At 35.8% G+C, this 17,398-nt stretch carries 19 protein-coding genes, 3 pseudogenes and 1 riboswitch; of the genes and pseudogenes, 8 read left to right on the top strand and 14 right to left on the bottom strand.

Translation table 11 applies throughout. From position 1 onward, the window contains the following. Positions 1 to 148: IS3 family transposase (locus tag AC1DIT_RS12180; RefSeq protein WP_476998209.1), on the top strand; the 148-nt coding region annotated here is incomplete at its 5' end. A 104-nt stretch (positions 149 to 252) separates the two neighbouring features. Here the strand turns inward: AC1DIT_RS12180 and AC1DIT_RS12175 are convergent. The 6 genes and pseudogenes from AC1DIT_RS12175 to modA all read right to left on the bottom strand — a co-directional run bounded on the left by AC1DIT_RS12175 (position 253) and on the right by modA (position 6,387). Continuing rightward, positions 253 to 1,171, bottom strand: a pseudogene (locus AC1DIT_RS12175) (ABC transporter substrate-binding protein). A 143-nt stretch (positions 1,172 to 1,314) separates the two neighbouring features. Beyond that, positions 1,315 to 1,419: riboswitch (SAM riboswitch) on the bottom strand. Between the two features lie 161 nt (positions 1,420 to 1,580). Beyond that, complete coding sequence (locus AC1DIT_RS12170) at positions 1,581 to 2,414, bottom strand: aldo/keto reductase (protein WP_016116981.1); 834 nt, start codon at positions 2,412 to 2,414, stop codon at positions 1,581 to 1,583. Between the two features lies 1 nt (position 2,415). Then, positions 2,416 to 3,219, bottom strand: a complete 804-nt coding sequence (proC, locus tag AC1DIT_RS12165) for a pyrroline-5-carboxylate reductase (protein WP_016133433.1) — start codon at positions 3,217 to 3,219, stop codon at positions 2,416 to 2,418. Positions 3,220 to 3,473: 254 nt separating this feature from the next. Then, positions 3,474 to 4,325 (bottom strand): GRP family sugar transporter, encoded by an 852-nt coding sequence (locus AC1DIT_RS12160; protein WP_016116983.1) that lies wholly within the window; start codon positions 4,323 to 4,325, stop codon positions 3,474 to 3,476. 572 nt (positions 4,326 to 4,897) lie between these two features. Further along, entirely contained in the window at positions 4,898 to 5,575 is a 678-nt protein-coding gene (gene modB, locus AC1DIT_RS12155; protein ID WP_016116984.1) for a molybdate ABC transporter permease subunit, read from the bottom strand. Positions 5,576 to 5,580: 5 nt separating this feature from the next. Next, positions 5,581 to 6,387, bottom strand: a complete 807-nt coding sequence (gene modA, locus AC1DIT_RS12150; protein ID WP_016116985.1) for a molybdate ABC transporter substrate-binding protein — start codon at positions 6,385 to 6,387, stop codon at positions 5,581 to 5,583. A gap of 132 nt (positions 6,388 to 6,519) precedes the next feature. On the opposite strand from modA, the gene AC1DIT_RS12145 reads away from it, so the two are divergent. Beyond that, positions 6,520 to 7,467: a substrate-binding domain-containing protein gene (locus tag AC1DIT_RS12145; protein ID WP_033671675.1), complete on the top strand. Its 948-nt coding sequence runs from the start codon at positions 6,520 to 6,522 to the stop codon at positions 7,465 to 7,467. A 63-nt stretch (positions 7,468 to 7,530) separates the two neighbouring features. Here AC1DIT_RS12145 and AC1DIT_RS12140 read toward each other — a convergent pair whose 3' ends face one another. Beyond that, entirely contained in the window at positions 7,531 to 7,635 is a 105-nt protein-coding gene (locus AC1DIT_RS12140; protein ID WP_016116987.1) for a DUF3948 family protein, read from the bottom strand. A gap of 362 nt (positions 7,636 to 7,997) precedes the next feature. Between AC1DIT_RS12140 and AC1DIT_RS12135 the strand changes: the two genes are divergently transcribed. Beyond that, positions 7,998 to 8,579: a lysophospholipid acyltransferase family protein gene (locus tag AC1DIT_RS12135; RefSeq protein ID WP_476998208.1), complete on the top strand. Its 582-nt coding sequence runs from the start codon at positions 7,998 to 8,000 to the stop codon at positions 8,577 to 8,579. A gap of 70 nt (positions 8,580 to 8,649) precedes the next feature. Here the strand turns inward: AC1DIT_RS12135 and AC1DIT_RS12130 are convergent, their stop codons facing one another. After that, a complete protein-coding gene (locus tag AC1DIT_RS12130) occupies positions 8,650 to 8,745 on the bottom strand; it encodes a DUF3948 family protein (RefSeq protein ID WP_018767156.1) in 96 nt (31 codons plus the stop codon). Positions 8,746 to 9,048: 303 nt separating this feature from the next. On the opposite strand from AC1DIT_RS12130, the gene AC1DIT_RS12125 reads away from it, so the two are divergent. From AC1DIT_RS12125 to AC1DIT_RS12115, 3 genes and pseudogenes are all read left to right on the top strand, one after another. Further along, positions 9,049 to 9,210, top strand: coding sequence for a hypothetical protein (locus AC1DIT_RS12125; RefSeq protein ID WP_016116992.1), 162 nt, complete (start codon positions 9,049 to 9,051; stop codon positions 9,208 to 9,210). A 17-nt stretch (positions 9,211 to 9,227) separates the two neighbouring features. Further along, positions 9,228 to 9,374: pseudogene (locus AC1DIT_RS12120) on the top strand (PH domain-containing protein); the annotation flags it as partial. Then, positions 9,362 to 9,895 (top strand): annotated as a pseudogene (locus AC1DIT_RS12115) (YitT family protein); the annotation flags it as partial. The pseudogenes AC1DIT_RS12120 and AC1DIT_RS12115, both read left to right, overlap by 13 nt. 32 nt (positions 9,896 to 9,927) lie before the next feature. Here the strand turns inward: AC1DIT_RS12115 and AC1DIT_RS12110 are convergent. From AC1DIT_RS12110 to nirB, 5 genes are read right to left on the bottom strand one after another with little or no spacing between them, the layout of a single operon-like run. Continuing rightward, complete coding sequence (locus AC1DIT_RS12110) at positions 9,928 to 10,377, bottom strand: precorrin-2 dehydrogenase (RefSeq protein WP_016116995.1); 450 nt, start codon at positions 10,375 to 10,377, stop codon at positions 9,928 to 9,930. Next, complete coding sequence (locus AC1DIT_RS12105; protein ID WP_016116996.1) at positions 10,370 to 11,080, bottom strand: sirohydrochlorin chelatase; 711 nt, start codon at positions 11,078 to 11,080, stop codon at positions 10,370 to 10,372. Before AC1DIT_RS12105 ends, AC1DIT_RS12110 begins: the two co-directional genes overlap by 8 nt. Then, positions 11,077 to 12,501, bottom strand: coding sequence for a uroporphyrin-III C-methyltransferase (locus AC1DIT_RS12100; protein WP_016116997.1), 1,425 nt, complete (start codon positions 12,499 to 12,501; stop codon positions 11,077 to 11,079). Before AC1DIT_RS12100 ends, AC1DIT_RS12105 begins: the two co-directional genes overlap by 4 nt. Before the next feature lie 60 nt (positions 12,502 to 12,561). Then, a complete protein-coding gene (nirD, locus tag AC1DIT_RS12095) occupies positions 12,562 to 12,879 on the bottom strand; it encodes a nitrite reductase small subunit NirD (protein ID WP_016116998.1) in 318 nt (105 codons plus the stop codon). Positions 12,880 to 12,891: 12 nt separating this feature from the next. After that, complete coding sequence (gene nirB / locus AC1DIT_RS12090) at positions 12,892 to 15,297, bottom strand: nitrite reductase large subunit NirB (protein ID WP_016116999.1); 2,406 nt, start codon at positions 15,295 to 15,297, stop codon at positions 12,892 to 12,894. Between the two features lie 255 nt (positions 15,298 to 15,552). Here nirB and AC1DIT_RS12085 point away from each other — a divergent pair, with 255 nt between their 5' ends. Continuing rightward, entirely contained in the window at positions 15,553 to 15,924 is a 372-nt protein-coding gene (locus tag AC1DIT_RS12085) for a YxeA family protein (RefSeq protein WP_016117000.1), read from the top strand. Positions 15,925 to 16,112: 188 nt separating this feature from the next. Here AC1DIT_RS12085 and AC1DIT_RS12080 read toward each other — a convergent pair whose 3' ends face one another. After that, entirely contained in the window at positions 16,113 to 16,298 is a 186-nt protein-coding gene (locus AC1DIT_RS12080) for a hypothetical protein (RefSeq protein WP_139350072.1), read from the bottom strand. Positions 16,299 to 16,856: 558 nt separating this feature from the next. On the opposite strand from AC1DIT_RS12080, the gene AC1DIT_RS12075 reads away from it, so the two are divergent. Continuing rightward, complete coding sequence (locus tag AC1DIT_RS12075) at positions 16,857 to 17,390, top strand: transglycosylase SLT domain-containing protein (protein ID WP_006093133.1); 534 nt, start codon at positions 16,857 to 16,859, stop codon at positions 17,388 to 17,390. The last annotated feature ends 8 nt before the right edge of the window (positions 17,391 to 17,398 follow it).

Genomic DNA, 17,398 nt, shown 5'->3' with positions numbered 1-17,398 from the left:
AGCATATATAAAACCTTGTGAGTCTTTTGCACAATTAAAAAATGAAATTAAGAACTACATGACGTATTACAATCATTATAGATATCAATGGAATTTAAAAAAGATGACTCCTGTTGAATACAGAAATCATCTTTTTGATGTTGCATAACTTTTTTTAAAAATGTCCTTTACAAAGGGTACAGATTAATTGGAGGATGCCCTTTTTCTCTTGTAATCGAAGCTTTCGTTAAAATTAACTTCTATAAGGCGAGATTAATTCTCAACCTTTGCCCATTTGAAGTTAAGTGGTCCTGCAAAATCAACTTCAACTATTCCTTTTACATAAGAACGTTCTAAGTATGTTGTTCCATTTTGATAGAGAGGAGAGATAACAGCATCTTTAAATAAGATTTTTTCTGCCTGTTTTAAAGCTTCCCAGCGTGCTTTTTCATCACCAGCTAAGTCAGTTTTTACTTTTTGGATCAAATCATCAAATTCTTTATTAGAATAGTGATCTAAGTTGTATGAGTTATCAGTTGTAAATAATTCTAAGAATGTAATTGGGTCAGCAAAATCGGGGCTCCAGCCATCAACAGCAATATCATAATTTCCTTGTAGCAATAATGTGACTTGTTGTTTACGTGGTTGAGGCTTCAAGTTAATTGTTAAGCCTTCTAGATTTTTCTCTAGTTGTTCTTTTAAATATTCACCAGTTTTTTTCGGAAGGTCATTATCGCTTGTTAATAATTCAATTGAAATTTTATCAGAACCTAATTCTTGTTTTGCTTGCTTCCAGAATTTTTGAGCATCTTTTGTATTTTCTTTCGTTAAATTGCCATTCTCCTCACGAAAATCTTTTCCATTTGGAATCACGTAAATGGAATGTATATTTTGTTTTATCGGGACTCACTTCATGAGACTTTGCAACACCAGGCACAGGTTTGTTTCCTTCACCAAGGTTATATAGACCTTCAAATACGTTTCTCATTACTTGGCCAGAGTCAGTATCTGTAGCGCGTGCAGTATCCATTGTGCGGATTTCTGTACCAGCAGCTAAGTTCAATACTTGTTTATCAGGTGCTTTATCTTTTGCTTTTGCTCCGCTTACATCGTCTTTATAGCTACCGCATCCTGTTAATAAAATACTTGCTCCTAAAACAGATGCGACAGCAGGTACAAATTTCTTTTTCATGTGAAATTCCTCCCTAAATTGTTTGGGTATTAAAAAAATAGTTAATGAACAACTTTGAGGGAAAGAAAAAATCCCTCTTTTCTTATCGAGAAAGAGGGATTTTTGTTTACAAGGCATGTACCTGTATATAAACGAAGTCCCTCATTCTATCTTTCAAGCATAATGCTTGCAGGAAGTGGCACAGTATTCAAAGTGAACCTGTTGCCGAGGTTTCAAAGGGCCAGTCCCTCCACCTCTCTTGATACAATGAGTAAACATAGTAATTTATATTAATTTTTTTGTTTCTTTGATTATTCAAAATCTTACACCTTGATAAAAGAACTGTCAATCAAACGCAATATAGTTGTAACATTCAGTTTTTTTGTTGACGTAGAAAGAACACTGTGCAATTACACAGTGTTCTTTCTTTTTAAAAATCAAAATTATCAGGGTCTGGACCAACGCGGTGATCTTCATTTAATGCTTGAATTGCTTTCATGTCTTCAGCACTTAAGTTAAAATCAAAGATGTTTGCATTTTCAATAATACGGTGTTCTTTAATTGACTTAGGAATAGTTACAACTTCGTTTTGCAGATCCCAGCGCAAAATGATTTGTGCTGTGGATTTGTTATATTTTGTAGCAATTTCCTGTAATGCTGGGTGTTCAAGTAGTTGACCTTGCATTAATGGTGACCAAGCTTCAAGTTGAATGCTATGTTCTTTACAAAAAGTATGAAGTTCTTCTTGTGTTAAGCGTGGATGGTACTCAACTTGGTTAATCATAGGCTTAATTTCGGCAATTTCTAATACATCTTGTAGATGATGGATATGGAAATTACTCACACCAATCGCACGAACGCGTCCATCTTTATAGAGTTGCTCTAATGCTTTCCATGTTTCAGTATATTTTCCTTTTACAGGCCAATGCACTAAGTATAAATCTAAGTATTTCAATCCTAATTTTTGTAATGTTGTTTCGAACGCTTGTAATGTTGACTCATAACCTTGATCGCTATTCCATACTTTTGATGTGATAAATAATTCTTCACGAGGAACTCCGCATTCACGAATTGCTTCTCCAACACCTTCTTCATTTTTGTATACTGCAGCTGTATCGATGCTACGGTATCCGTTTTTAATGGCTGCTTTTACAGAATCTATTACTTCTGTACCATCTTCAACTTTAAAAACACCTAAGCCAAACCAAGGCATTTTTACACCGTTATGTAATGTTGTGCAATCTTGTAAGCATGTTAATGTCATCTTAATTCCCCCTAGCTTTTTTATTTGTTGCTTCAATTGCTTGATAAATAACCTTCGAAAAATTATTCTCATATAGAACTTTTAAACCTTCGGCAGTTGAACCACCTGGTGTTGTCACTTGTTCTCGAAGTATAGCGAGATTTTGTTCTTGCTCGAGCATAGCAGCAGAGCCAGCAATCATTTGAATGACAAGATGTTTTGCTGTTGCTTCATCGATTCCATAGCTTTTCGTTGCTTCAATTAAGCCTTCAGCAAAGTGATAAAGAAAGGCAGGTGCACTTCCAGTTACAGCGGTAAGCTGATGAACTTCTTCTTCTGTGCAAAACTGCGCTGTGCCAATTCCCTTTAAGAGTAGTTGTAAAGTTTCTTGCTGCTCTTCATTTACAAAATGCCCCATTGTATATAGAGAAATAGACTTTCCAAATGTTGCAGCTGTATTTGGCATAATCCAGGCAACGGGTGTACCTTGGGGAAGTTTTTCTTCTAAATAAGATGGACCAATTCCGGCAGCAACTGTCACGATAAATTGATGAGTTAGAAAAGGCGATAACTCCGCCAATAATTGTTCATGTGCAGCTGGTGGCATTGCTAAAACAATGGTATCCACATTTTTAATGTATTGCTTCCAATCATTTGTAATTGAGATGTCATATTTTTTCTCTAGTTGCTCAAGCTTCTCTATGTTACTTCGATTGGATACAATAATTTCTTCTATATGTTCGTTACTTGTTTTGAGAAGTCCGGCAAAGATTGCTTCTGCCATACGGCCAGCACCAATAAATAAAATTCTATGTTTCTTGGGCATATATCCTTTATTCCTTTCTGCCTAGAATATGGTATAAAAAACGATAACATCTTTAAGAGATCTTTGTAAAAAGAAAAGACTTATACAAATATGTTATAGAGGTTAATATACGCCATATTAACTTTTATAGTAGTATAGTTATTGATGAGTTTGGTAAGAATGGCATTAAAGTTTAAAGAATAGATAGTGTAGAGGGAAATAGGATTAGTGAATAGAAAACCCCCTGAAGCATACATGCTTCAGGGGGTGTGTGATTACGATTTTGTCATACCAAGTAAAACAGCACCACCGATAATTAATATACTACCTAGTGCAATAAATACCATTTGACGTTTCGTTTTCTTTTCACCTAAAAAGACGATCGCACCAAATGTTGAGATAACGATTCCAGTTTGGGATAGTGGGAAACTTGTTGCCACTCCAACCTTTGGTAAAGAAAGAAGTAAGAATAAGTTACCTGTTCCCCAAAGTAGACCAGATAAAGCATTACGAATTGCATATTTGTTAAATGGTTTATGTTTAGATGTCAGTACAACAGCACCAACGAACATACCGACTGCTTGTGGTAAAATAGCAGACCAACCATCGATATTGTACCAACGAATAATAATTACATATACAAGGTAGCCGAAAGTAGAAACAATTAAAGTGAAAAGCCCTTTCTTCAATTGTCCTGGAGGCTGAGTATTTTCTTTATCATCTAGTGAAGTGAAGACAACACCGACTACAATTAAAAGGATTGCAATCGTTCCCATAATAATCGTCGTAGTAGTAGTCCACTCATGGAAAGCGATAACGCCAAAGATAGAAGTCGTAACAAGTTGCATCCCAGTTGAAATTGTTACAGTTGTTGAAACACCTAGTTTTTCAACAGTTTTTAATTGGTTTGCCTGTCCTAAAGCCCAGAATAAACCTGAAATAAAACCGACGATTAAGATTGTCATAGTTAAAGCCGGTTGAGTAAATACATACATAATTGTTGCGAAGAATAAAGCACCGATTGTCATACCTAACGTTTGACTATATGCACCGCCGCCCATTTTTACGCTTACTAATAAGACATTTCCCCATGCAATTGCAGGAAGAAGCGCTAATAAAATGTCCATTACAAGACTCCCTTCACTTTTCTATATCAATATAATTTCGTTTTAACGATCGGTAATTTCCCACTTAGAAAGTGGAAGATTACCGATCATTAAAACATGATGAAGAATTTACGATATAAATGCGGTTTCATTTCTTCATTTTTTTCAAATACCTAAATATAATAACAGGAAAGTACCTATTTTAGAAAGTAAATTCAAACAGAATGTATATTTCTATAAAAATTAAAATTCTGTTATTTGACTCGCTATTTAAGAACAGTAAGACCTTATCTCAAAAATCAGTAAAATTTGGTCGAATTTTTATTTTATCAAAATAAAAAAAGACCTCAATTAGAGGTCTTTTTTAAGGGGGGGAAATAAAGTTACTTAGCTTTTTTAACTAATGGGAAGAGGGGGGGACAATCTAATTCCCATCTGCTTTACTTTATGACTTAATTATATGAAATACAGGTAATAGTAACTATCGAATTAGCTTACAGTAAGATTACAAATTTGTAAGGTGAAAATAAAGTATTTCATTCTACAAAATAATTTATTTTTCGGGAAATAAAAAAGCAGCTTTTTGTCGAAAGCTACTTTAAAGAAGTAATTTTTTTATTAATTAGTTGAATGCATAGTAAGAAAATGAGGGACATACCAACAGTTATGATAACTAGTGTCCAAGCAAGCTGCATGTTACTTGCATCAATTGCCATATAAATGGCTGTAGGAATCGTTTGTGTTTTTCCTGGAATGTTTCCGGCAAACATAAGAGTTGCTCCAAATTCACCAAGTGCACGTACAAAGCTTAAGATCATTCCGCTAAGTAGTGCGGGGAATGCAAGCGGCAATGTGACATGTAAGAAGACTTGGTATTCACTGGCCCCAAGATCACGGGCACCGTCTTCAATTTGCTCGTTTGCAATAGAAAAACCTGTCTTGGCCGATTGATACATAAGTGGGAATGAAACGATTGTTGAAGCGATGACAGCCGCCCATGATGTAAACATAATAGAGTGTTGAAATAATGATTCAATCCACTTACCAACTGGGCTGTTATTCCCAAAAATAATAATGAGAAAGAACCCAATAACAGTTGGCGGGAGCACCATCGGTAATAGAAAAATGGTTTCTAATAACACTTTATAGCGCCACGAGGAGCGAGCTAATACTCGTCCAATAATTGTGCCGAAAATCATAACAATAATGGTGGCGAGTGCAGCTACTCGTAAGGAAAGAAAAATAGGCGGCCAAAGTGTATCAAATGCCATGGTAGTTAAGATAGAATTGTAAATCCATATTTTTTAAAGATAGATTGTGCCTCTTTTGACTGTAAATATTCATAGAATGAAGTCGCCTCTTTCTTATGCTTGGATTCTTTTATAACCCCTGCTGGATAGTGGATAGGTTCATGAGAATTAGTTGGTGCTGCATTTGCAATTTTTACTTTGTCTGAAATGAGAGCATCTGTTTTGTATACAATTCCAGCATCTACATTTCCTGTTTCTACATATGTTAACACTTGGCGGACGTCTTTTGTAAATACAATTTTATTTTGGAGGTCATTCCATAGATTTTCATGCGTAAGTGAAGCCTTTGCATATTTTCCGGCTGGTACAGATTCAGGTGTACCAATTGCTAGTTTCTTCACTTTTTCTTCTTTTAACTCTTGAAATGTTTTAATGGGACTTTCCTTTGGAACGACTAAAACAAGTTCATTTCCAAGAAGATTTTTCCCCTCTTTTTCATTAATAAATCCTTTTTTTACAAGTGTTTGAAATTTATCTTCTGCTGCAGAGAAGAATATATCAGCAGGAGCCCCTTGTTCAATTTGCTGCTGAAGTGCACCAGAACCACCAAAGTTAAAGGAAAGCTTTATGTTTGGTTCTTTCTGTTTATATTGTTTTTCAATTTCTTTGAAAGCATCTTGTAAACTTGCAGCTGCAGATATCGTAAGTTCAACTGTCTTTTCTTCTTTAGCAGTCGTTTTTTCTTTTTTTTCTCCACTTGTGCAAGCCGAGCTAAATATAAGAAGGAAAGAAAGCATGAATACCCCAATGTACCGTAATGTAAATCTGTTCATAAATATAATCCCCTTTCTTTTCACTATATTAATTATAACTAATTATATTTAATTATAAATAGATATAACTAAATATAGTGTGAAATAAATCACTTTTTGAAAAAATAGGAGAAATTTTCTTTCTTTGTTACAATGAAAAGAGAAAGTGAGGAATCGTCTATGGATCATCATTCCTACACAACGGAAGAAGTAGCAAATCGATTAAAAGTCTCAAAGTTAACAGTGTATGATTTAATTAAAAAGGGTGAACTACCTTCCTACAGAGTTGGTAGACAAATGCGTATCGATGCAGTGGACTTAGAACAATATATTCAGCAAATGAAAACAGGGAAAGTACAAACTGCGTCTATGAAACTAGAGGAGAAGAATAGAGAATCTTCCTGTGTAATTAGTGGACAAGAGTTAACATTAGATATGCTAGCGAAACATCTTGAAAGATTTTTAACAGGCTCTAGTATGCTCCGGGCTTATCAGGGGAGTTTAATGAGTTTAATTAAAATGTCTCAAGGAGAAGGAAGTATCGTTAGTTTACATTTGTTTGATGGAGATACAGGAGAATATAACATTCCATATGTAAAACGAATTTTAGTTGGACAGCCATGTATTGTGATGAACTTATTAGCGAGAAATGTTGGGTTTTATGTCCAAGAAGGAAATCCAAAAGGAATACAAAAGTGGGCTGACTTGAGTCGTTCATCGATTCAATTTGTGAATCGTGAAAAAGGATCGGGAATTCGTGTACTAGTAGATGAACAGGTGAGAATTCAAAATGTAGATAAAGCAAATATTCGAGGATATAATTGGGAAGAGTCTAATCATCTTGGTGTTGCCTCTCAAATTGCTAATAGGAAAGCTGATGTCGGCATAGGAACAGAAAAGGTAGCACAAATTGTGAATGTAGATTTTATTCCACTTATGAAAGAACAATATGACTTAGTAATCTTAAAAAATAAAGAAAATGAACAACTTATTGAAGCAGTAAAAGAAATACTGCAATCGACAGAATTTCAAAATGAGCTACGAGCAATTGGTGGGTACGATATAAGTAAAACAGGTCAAATTATATATGAAACAAATTGAAAAAGCTGCTTGTCTATGGACGAGCAGCTTTTTCTCTATATAAAGGGGTTAGGGGAAACAAGTTTATAGGACAAGACCTTGAGCAAGTGCGTAAATAAATGCTGTAAGAAGAGCTGCACCGCTTGCAAGTCCGATAAAGTCTAATTTGTTAAAAGTAATGTTGTTCATAGTTATCTCTCCTTATTTGTTTAATGTAGTAGCAACTGCTTTTGCATCGACAAGAGCGGATAACACCATACTCATTGTATTTACAAATTTATTTGTTTTCATTTTGTTCATCATGCGTATCCGCCCCTTTCCGAATTGTTGTTGCCCTTGTTTCTGTCTTAATTATATGAAATACGGCCAGGAGTAACTATCGAATTAGCTTACAGCAAGATTACACCTTTGTAARAATTAATTTTTGAAAATTGTCACTTAATTTTATTACCAACTACTAAAACTTAGTGTTATAATTGTTGTAAGGATATAATAAAACTTTGGATATTGAGAAAGGAACGAAACGAATGTATAAGCTAATTACATTTTAGTTGAAATATATATTTAAAACGCTTGGAAAAGTGGAGGTTCAAGGAAAAGAAAAATTACCGGAAGGTGGGCCGTATGTTATTGCTTGTACGCATACGAGTTTTATGGATGTTTTAATGCTGGCAGCTGGGATGTACCCAACGGAAATCCATTATATGGCCAAAAAGGAACTGTTTGAAAGTAAATTTACAAATTGGTTCTTTAAGAATGTAAATGCTTTTCCGGTAGATCGCGCAAATCCAGGGCCAAGTACATTGAAAATTCCATCCCGTTTATTAAAAGATGGGAAAGTAGTAGGGATTTTTCCAAGTGGAACGAGATCGACAGAGGATGTTTCTTTAAAAGCAGGAGCTGTTACGATTGCGATGCGTTCTAATGTTCCTTTAGTACCGGCAGCTTATGTTGGGCCATCAAGTGTAAAAGAATTAATTAAGGGAAAAAGAGCAAAATTAATTTTTGGTAATCCGATTCAAGTTGAAGCGGGAGAGACAGTGGATCGAAAAACAGCTATGAAAATGATGACGGATCAATTAAATACAATGTTTGAAGAATTAACAGAGACATTACAACAAAATAAAAAATAGGAAAAGACGACCGGGCATAGACGGTCGTCTTTTCTATTACTGTTTATATAAAGGGGAAGGGGACACAAATTTATAGAAGCGTAGCAGCATAAATGAAAGCTGTAAGAAGAGCTGAGCCGCTAGCTAATCCGATAAAATCTAATTTGTTAAAAGTAATATTGTTCATCATACTCTCTCCTTACTTATTTAATGAATGAGCAACTGATTTTGCATCGACAAGAGCGGATAACACCATGCTCATTGTATTTACGAGTTTATTTATTTCTATATTGTTCATCATGCGTATCCGCTCCTTTTCGAATGGTTGTTGTTACTTTCTGACCTAATTGTACGAAATATGGAGAGAAGTCACTATCGAATTAGCTTACAGGAGGATTACACTTTTGTAAGGAAACTGAACATCTATGTAAGGATATAAAAATTTGATAAGGGATTATGAAATTCGTCCGTTAAAGAAAGAGGTGAGCGCATGACAAATATTAGAGATATTGCAAAGCTAGCAGGTGTGTCCGTTATGTGTCATTACATAGCGGATTTTTTTGACTGGAAACGCGTTTCATACTTTATAACTGAATTATACCGGTTATGTAGTAATCTATGGATTCTTTTCAAGTGTTACGACAGTGAATAGAATTTGGAGGAGTATTAATGAATGAACTATTATTGAATGTGAAAAAGTATGTAGAGCCTGATGAACAAATCTTGTCTCTTGTGATAGGGGTATATGAGAAGGATAACTTTTTCTTCTCATATCAACAGGGGATATTTGTTGCTACTAATAGGCGGATACGTTATTAGCAGCTTTATTTGCTGGAGTGTTTGTCGGTATTGGATTAGGCTGTATGTTCCGAGCGGGAGGTACGTCTGGAGGATCAGCAATTTTAGCTCAGTTAGCGAATCAATATTTAGGATGGAGCGTTGGAAAAGGTGTTCTTATTATTGATATTGTTGTAATTGTAGGATCGGTATTCATTATTGGGCAAGAAAAAGCAATGTATACGCTCGTTGCAGTATTTATTGGAGCAAAAGTAATCGACTTCATTGTAGAAGGAATTAATACGAAAACAGCAGTTACGATTATATCTAGTCAACCAGATTTAATTCGTGAAACGATTACGAAACATATGACACGGGGTGTTACTGTTTTAGAAGGCCGCGGTGGTTATACTGGAAAAAATAAAGAAGTACTATATGTCGTAATTAATAAGCAAGAGCTTGTAAAATTAAAACAAGTAATCAGTAATGTAGATGAAGATGCATTTGTTGTTATTCACGATGTACGAGATGTACTTGGCGGTGGTTTTAAAGCAAGCTAAAAAGATGAACGAGGGGATTCGTTCATCTTTTTTTATTTTATAATTTTGGGAAGGATCTTCATTAGTTTTTCTTTTATTCGTTTTGCAAAGGATGGATTTTTACCAGAAGTTGATATGCTTATAACATATTCGTCATTTCGAATGATTGCAGGTGTATGAAAGGATGACTCTGTGCCATCACTTACGATATTAACCCATTGAAAATCATGTGCAGCTTGTTTGACCATCATATTTACATCATGATGATTTGTAGCAGCATAGATGAGATGAGCATCTTTAATATCTTCTTCTGTAAACATTTTTTCCTTCCATGTAATATAGGTGAGATTCTCCATTTCTTCACAAATATACGGGCTCACAATCGTGACACGAGCTCCTGTATTCTTTAAACCAGCTGCCTTTCGATATGCAATTTTTCCACCACCGATGATCACAACCGTTTTGCCCTGGAGATTACACATAATTGGATAAATGTTATACATGTACATATTCCTCCATTCGCTCTAATAAAGCAGATTTCATGTAGGAATCAAATTGAAGACAATTACAAGTTGTAACGTTAGCATATTTTTTTGTATGCCGATTTATTTTCTGAAGTAATAACCCAGTGAAGAGAAGATAAGGCATGACATATACATGCCTTGCGTGTGATGACTTTTCATTGAGTTCATCAGTAAAAGAAGGTGTTCCTTTTGTTAAAAAGGAGCAGGAAACCGGCAAGCAGAGTCTTTGCTGGGCAGCTGCCCCAATTTGTCTTAATTCATGTATAGGCTGAGAATCACTGCTACCACGGCCAACAAGTAAGATTTCACTATTTGGCATTGGCATAGCTTCACGTATTCGTTTTATGACAAGTTCGATCATAAGCGGATGTGTACTAAAAGGTGGTATAACTGAAAATGTAATGTGTGGATAGTGCTTTTTTATTTTCTCAATTTCAAAAGGAACATCACGTTTATAATGGGCCGCTGCAAATAATAAAACAGGGACAATTAAAATCTCAGTTGCACCTTCAGTGATTGCTTCTACAATCGCATCTTGAACAGTCGGTGTTGTTAGTTCGAGAAATCCAATTTTTTGGATATTTTCACTTCGCTCGTTTATAACAGACTGAACAAAGTGAATGAACTGTTTATTGCCTTCTTGTAATCTGCTACCGTGTCCAATATAAACGATGCCTTTCATTGTGTAATCACCCTTTTCTCATTGATGATAGTTTGTAATTGATAATCAATGTGATGAAGTCCAACTTTATTGGCATATTGTAAAGTTGGTTCATCGATATAGGAGAATGGTAAATTCAGAATATCTGTGAAACCAAGGCGGTTTACTTCTGTGATAAACGTATCGATTGCAGCACGTCCTTCAAATACAATGCTATCCCATGCGAATTCAGTCAGTGTACGTGAATGAACTTCATCAAAACGATGATCAATTTTATATTCGTGTGTCATGATATAAGAGCCAGCACCTATTTTTTCCTGAATGATGGCAATGCGGTTAATATTTCGACCTAAATAAACGGTTGTTTCGTTGGAAAGTGTTGCAGGTAAGCTTAAAAGCCCATACTGCATAAGTGCCTTCTGTGTAGCGGCATTCATATACTGCAATGTTGCTTTTAAGGAGCGAATATCTTTTTGATGCTGCGCACAGGATTGGAATAAGAGTGCTACACTTTCAGCTGAGCAGAAAACAAGGCGATTAGCTTCAAATACTTCAGAGAGTTGTTCAGCTGTTAGCATATATTCTTGCTTTTTGAAAGTTGGTATTTGATGTATTTCTGCGCCAGCTGCTTGTAACTTTTGCGCTAGTATACTTGTTTTGTTTGTTGCAGAGGCAAATAAAACTTTTTTTCCATGTAGTGGCTTGTGTTCTTTCCAAGCAATTTGTTTTCGTAAGGACACCACTTCACCAACAATTGTCATCGATGGATTTGAAATTTGTTCTTTTTTTACATCATCCACGATTGTGGAGAGTGTACCTGTAACAACTCGTTGTTTTCCAGTTGTACCCCATTCAATAACTGCTACTGGTGTATCTTTTTTTCTTCCTGTTTGTAATAAATTTTCGCAAATTACCGGCAAGTTTTTAACGCCCATGTAAAAAGCAATTGTATCGCTGTTTAAGAGGGCGCTGTAATTTACTTGGTCGCTAATTGCGCCTTTCGTATGACCGGTTAACAAAGTTACACTATTACTGTAATTACGATGGGTAAGAGGGATGCCGGCATACGCACTAGCGGCAATACTAGATGTAATCCCTGGAACAATCTCGTATAAAATGTTTTCTGTTGCTAAAGCGGCTGCTTCTTCACCAACGCGGCCGAAAATAGATGGATCTCCGCCTTTTAAGCGGACGACTGTTTTACCTTCTTTTGCAAACTGAACTAAATGAGCGTTAATCATTTCTTGTCGCATAATATGATTCGTTGGCATTTTCCCGCAGTAAACGAGTTCACATGTTGGCTTCGTATAGCGAAGTAAATTTTGATTCAATAAGCGATCATATAAAACAACATCAGCTTTCTTTAAGCAATCTATTGCTTTTTTTGTAATCAGTCCTTCATCACCAGGCCCAGCGCCAACTAAATATACGTATCCGTTCATCCCTACACCTCATCTATTTTTACTTGAAAGGAAACCCCAAAAGGGGCTTCCTTGTACAAGCTACATGTATATATAAATATCACCATCAATAACTTCTACTTCATATGTTTGAATACAACCATCATCAGGCTTTTGAACTTCACCTGTTATTAATGAAATTTTCCAGTCATGCAATGGACAGAAGACGAATTCTCCAGAAACAATCCCTTCAGCTAAAGGTCCATTTTTATGAGGACACCGATTTTCTACAGCGTGAATATCACCATTTGAAAGACGAAATAAGGCGATGGATATATCCTTAATTCGCACTTCCTTACCGATTTGCACAGGAAGGTCTTCTGCATGCATTATTTTTATTTTTTCTTTTGTTTGCAACATGTAGATCACTCCTTATTTTACAGTTTCTACTTCATACATGGCTTTTAATGATTTAGTTTCTAGCGCTTGTCCCCAAGCTTCTTCATATGTGTTACGGGCTTTCTGGAAACGTTCATTTAGCGTAGTGACCATGTTTTCATCTTGCAGCATTTCTTTTATATGATCTAATCCCATTCGTTCTACCCAAGGGGCTGTTCGTTCACCGTAAATACCGGTTTCGCGGTAATATTGTACATAAGCTGTAGCGATGCGAAGTACATCTTCTTCTGTAGGGACAATCATTACAAGATCAGCTTCACGAACTTCTGTACCACCGTTACCACCAATATAAAGTTGGAATCCATTTTCAACACAAACGACACCGAAGTCTTTCGTTAATGCTTCCGCACAGTTACGTGGGCAACCGGTTACACCCATTTTCATTTTGTGCGGTGTATCTACCATTTCTAACGATTGTTCAAGTAACATACCAAGGCCTAATGAATCTTTTGTACCGAAGCGGCAGAAAAGAGAGCCGACGCATGATTTTACATTGCGAAGGGATTTCGAATAGGCATAACCAGAAGTCATATCGAGGTCAGCCCAAACCTTTGGTAAATCCTCTTTCTTAACACCATATAAGCCGATTCGACTTGCACCTGTTATTTTAACGAGCGGCACATCGTATTTTTTCGCAACTTCAGCAATTTTCATTAAATCATCTGCAGTAGTAACACCGCCGTACATGCGAGGAATAACGGAAAATGTGCCATCATGCTGAATATTACCGTTCATTCTTTCATTAACGAAGCGGGATGATTTATCATCTGCATATTCTTCTGGACGTGCCATACGTAAATAGTAATTTAATGCAGGGCGGCATTTGGAGCAGCCGTCTTCATGTGCGAAACCAAGGACGTTTCGTACTTCTTTTGGCGATTTTAAACCTTTCTCATGAATTGCTGTGACAACTTCGTCACGGGATAAAGTTGTACATCCGCACATACCTACATTTTGAGCAGATGCATCAAAGCTATCACCAAGTGTATGGGATAAAATTTGTTCGACAATAGGACGACATTTTCCGCATGAACCAGCAGCTTTTGTACATCCTTTTACTTCTTCAAAAGTTGTTAAATCTTGTTCTAAAATGGCATGAACAATTGCTCCTTTTGTAACACCATTACATCCACAAACAGTGTCGTCAGCACTCATACTGGCAACGTCAAGGCCACTTTCTTCACCAGCTCTATGAAGAAGAGAAGCTGGTGTGTATTCTTGTATATCTTCTTCCTTTTTTAACATACTAAAGAGACGTGTACCGTCAGCCGTATCTCCATATAAAACAACGCCAACGACTTTATTGTCACGAATTAATACTTTTTTATAGGAACGCGTACATTCATTAAAGATTGAGATTGCTTTTGTTCCATCATCTTCATAAATTTGTCCAGCAGAGAATAAATCGCATCCTGCCACTTTAAGTTGTGTACCGACGATGCTACCTGCATATCCATCTGTTTGTGAATTCGTTATATGCTTTGCCAGTACGGTCCCTTGTTCATATAATGGAGCAACAAGACCATAGGCAATACCGTCATGCTCTGCACATTCACCAACCGCATAGACTGATTCATCATCTGTTTGCATATAGTCATTTGTAACTATGCCACGGTTTACAATTAAACCAGCATCTTTTGCTAAATGTGTATTTGGACGTATCCCAACAGCCATTACAATTAAATCGCATGGTACAACATCCCCATCTTCAAATTGGATACCTTCAACACGGTCAGTACCAAGAATTTTCACTGTTTTCTTTTCCATAAGAAACTTCATACCTTGTGATTCTAAGTCTTCACGCAGTAATGAAGCGGCTTTGGCATCGAGTTGTTGCTCCATTAAGTAAGGGATTAAATGAACAACGTGAACATCCATTCCTAAGTCAATAAGCCCCCGTGCGGCTTCTAAACCGAGTAATCCCCCGCCAATGACGACAGCCTTTTTATATTGCTTAGCAACATCCAGCATAAATTGTGTATCTTCAATTGTACGAAAGCCTGTTACACCTGGAAGTTGTGAGCCTTCAACAGGTAAGATAAAAGCGCTGGACCCTGTTGCGATAATGAGCTTGTCATATATGACAATACGGTTCTTTTCTGTAACGATGACTTGTTCTTCCCGATCAATATTTATTACCTTTTCATTTGTATAAAGCGTAATATCATTTTCCTCGTACCAACTGTATTCATTCATAATGATATTCTGGATATTTGTTTTTCCTTGTAAGACGTGAGATAGCATAATGCGGTTATAGTTTGGATGAGGTTCATCACCAAAAATAGTAATATCATAAAGTGCTGGATCTAGTTTTAAAATTTCTTCAATGCAGCGTATACCAGCCATACCATTCCCGATCATAACTAAACGCTTTTTCATATTCATTTCCCCTCTTAAATGTGAAATGTTTAACAAACTTGTATACTCGTATTATAGAATCTTTGGAAAGTGGAGGGTGTGATGTTTATCACAGTTTTGGAGAATTCACAAATTGTTAAAAATGATATAAAATCTCATTCAAATTCTTACAAAAATGTAAGGGAAATGTAATGGGATTCAATGGCGGAATTGAGTCCTTCTCTTTAAAATAAGTGTATAGAAAACTACACATATTGTGTGGAGGAGGAGTCTATCTTGGAGTGGGGAAGAGTAAAAAAGAGAGTAATTATTACTGGAATTACGATGGTAGCTGCCATTATATTATTGCTACCAACAAAGTTTGGGCCAGTAATTGATAAATATAATCCATTTTATAAAACGAAAGAATATTACACGATTGTGAATGATGTCGGTCAACATATTGGTGATGAATGGTATGAATATGAGTTTGTTGCATATGATGAAAAAGGTAGGGCACAGACGATAAAGAAAACAGTGAAGCACATGTTAAAACGAAATGAGTCATTGAAAATTACCGCAAAAGGACGTTACGGTGAATCATTGGTAGAGATTGAGGCTCAAAATATTCCTGTGCAGGCGAGAAGTAAGCTATTGGTGACAAGATAAAATATTGTAAAACACTGTAACATACTGAGTATGTTACAGTGTTTTTTATTACATATAAATCATTTAAAGAAGAAATTTTTCGGTGTTAGTATTTAAATATACGTTTACTATATAAAATAAGTTTTAACAATGCAGAGAGTATGGAATTTAGGGGATTTTAACTGTATAACAAGAAAGCGGACATAAGTTTATACGAGGATAACTGTAGCAGCAGAATTGAAATCCGTAAGAATAGCCGCACTGCTAGCAAGTTCGATTGCATCTAATTTGTTAAAAGTGATATTGTTCATGACAACATTGTAAGGTACATGTAAGGTAATTCGATAGTTGTCATTTGCGAATTCTATTACAATACAAGTAGGAAGTTTGAACATACAACTTTCTGTCTGAAATAGTGATGAATGTTTTAAAACCAACTATTGCGTAGCCATTATCTCTTTATGAGATGAGGCTATTTTTTTAAACCTTACAATATTGTAAGGTTTTCGTAAGTTAATTCGATAGCTTATTTGTCATATTTTCTGCATAATAAAAAAAGATAAAAAGTTAGGGAAGGTAATCAGAAGGGAGAAGAATGGGATGCAAAAAAAAGAAGTAGTTAAGTTTCCAATAAAAGATTTCTGTAGCTACTTTACTGTTGCTGTCGTATGTGTTGGACTTTTTGACATAATTACAAATTTAATTGTTAAATAATATAGATGAAAAAACAAGAAGGAGATTCCTTCTTGTTTTTTATTACCCTTAATCTGAAGCGGATTATGTTACATTTTTTATAATATTTTACTATTGATTTTCAGAAAATCAGTCTAAAGCACGATGTTAAGATAGAGCTTCGTTTGATATCATTTAAGAGTAACAGAGTGATAGATTGCAGGTAATTGTAAGGAAGGGCTGAAAGGGGACAAATTTCAGCAGAGAAAGAGGTAGAGGTAGTGAAAAAATTCTTTGTAGGATTTTTAGTTGTTCTTGGAATGTATTTGTATTTCCAAGGAGAGTCTGAAGGAATGGAAAGATTGACGAATCAAACAAGTTATGTTGACTCAGAGGAAGCAAAACAGATGAAACAAATTATTACTGAAGAAGCAAAGAAAGTAAATCTTCCAGAATGGATACCTCTTACAATTGCCGAGCATGAAAGTCGTTTGAACCCACGAAGTGTTGGAGACAATGGCACTTCTTTTGGATTGTTTCAGTTACACCGAGGTGGGGGACTTGCTCCTGATCACTTAACGGACGAGCAATTGAAGGACCCGCGGACAAATGCCCAAATTGCGATGCCTCATTTAATGAAAGGGTATAAAAGAGGTGTGCAAAAAGGTTTAACAGATTTAGCGTTACTAAAATATATAGCAAATACGTCTGGATGGCCAGGTAATTTAGGACCTGAGTGGACAGATCAAAATATGAAGTATAACGTTGGGCTAGAGAACGTGTACTATCGAAATAAAGGAACAATGAAAGAGTAGATGCTAAG

Source organism: Bacillus sp. 05T22, from assembly GCF_056396765.1.
The sequence above is the reverse complement of the archived record's forward strand: the minus strand, read 5'-3'. Positions and strand labels throughout refer to the sequence as shown.

Excerpts from the sequence above, each read along its gene's own strand:
- AC1DIT_RS12080 (WP_139350072.1), bottom strand. The coding sequence starts at position 16,298 with ATGTTCAAACTTCCTACTTGTATTGTAATAGAATTCGCAAATGACAAC.
- AC1DIT_RS12145 (WP_033671675.1), top strand. The coding sequence starts at position 6,520 with ATGAAAAGAGAAAGTGAGGAATCGTCTATGGATCATCATTCCTACACA.
- AC1DIT_RS12140 (WP_016116987.1), bottom strand. The coding sequence starts at position 7,635 with ATGAACAACATTACTTTTAACAAATTAGACTTTATCGGACTTGCAAGC.
- AC1DIT_RS12100 (WP_016116997.1), bottom strand. The coding sequence starts at position 12,501 with ATGAACGGATACGTATATTTAGTTGGCGCTGGGCCTGGTGATGAAGGA.
- AC1DIT_RS12105 (WP_016116996.1), bottom strand. The coding sequence starts at position 11,080 with ATGAAAGGCATCGTTTATATTGGACACGGTAGCAGATTACAAGAAGGC.
- AC1DIT_RS12110 (WP_016116995.1), bottom strand. The coding sequence starts at position 10,377 with ATGTATAACATTTATCCAATTATGTGTAATCTCCAGGGCAAAACGGTT.
- proC (WP_016133433.1), bottom strand. The coding sequence starts at position 3,219 with ATGCCCAAGAAACATAGAATTTTATTTATTGGTGCTGGCCGTATGGCA.
- nirB (WP_016116999.1), bottom strand. The coding sequence starts at position 15,297 with ATGAAAAAGCGTTTAGTTATGATCGGGAATGGTATGGCTGGTATACGC.
- AC1DIT_RS12170 (WP_016116981.1), bottom strand. The coding sequence starts at position 2,414 with ATGACATTAACATGCTTACAAGATTGCACAACATTACATAACGGTGTA.
- AC1DIT_RS12130 (WP_018767156.1), bottom strand. The coding sequence starts at position 8,745 with ATGAACAATATTACTTTTAACAAATTAGATTTTATCGGATTAGCTAGC.
- nirD (WP_016116998.1), bottom strand. The coding sequence starts at position 12,879 with ATGTTGCAAACAAAAGAAAAAATAAAAATAATGCATGCAGAAGACCTT.
- AC1DIT_RS12160 (WP_016116983.1), bottom strand. The coding sequence starts at position 4,325 with ATGGACATTTTATTAGCGCTTCTTCCTGCAATTGCATGGGGAAATGTC.
- modB (WP_016116984.1), bottom strand. The coding sequence starts at position 5,575 with ATGGCATTTGATACACTTTGGCCGCCTATTTTTCTTTCCTTACGAGTA.
- modA (WP_016116985.1), bottom strand. The coding sequence starts at position 6,387 with ATGAACAGATTTACATTACGGTACATTGGGGTATTCATGCTTTCTTTC.
- AC1DIT_RS12125 (WP_016116992.1), top strand. The coding sequence starts at position 9,049 with ATGACAAATATTAGAGATATTGCAAAGCTAGCAGGTGTGTCCGTTATG.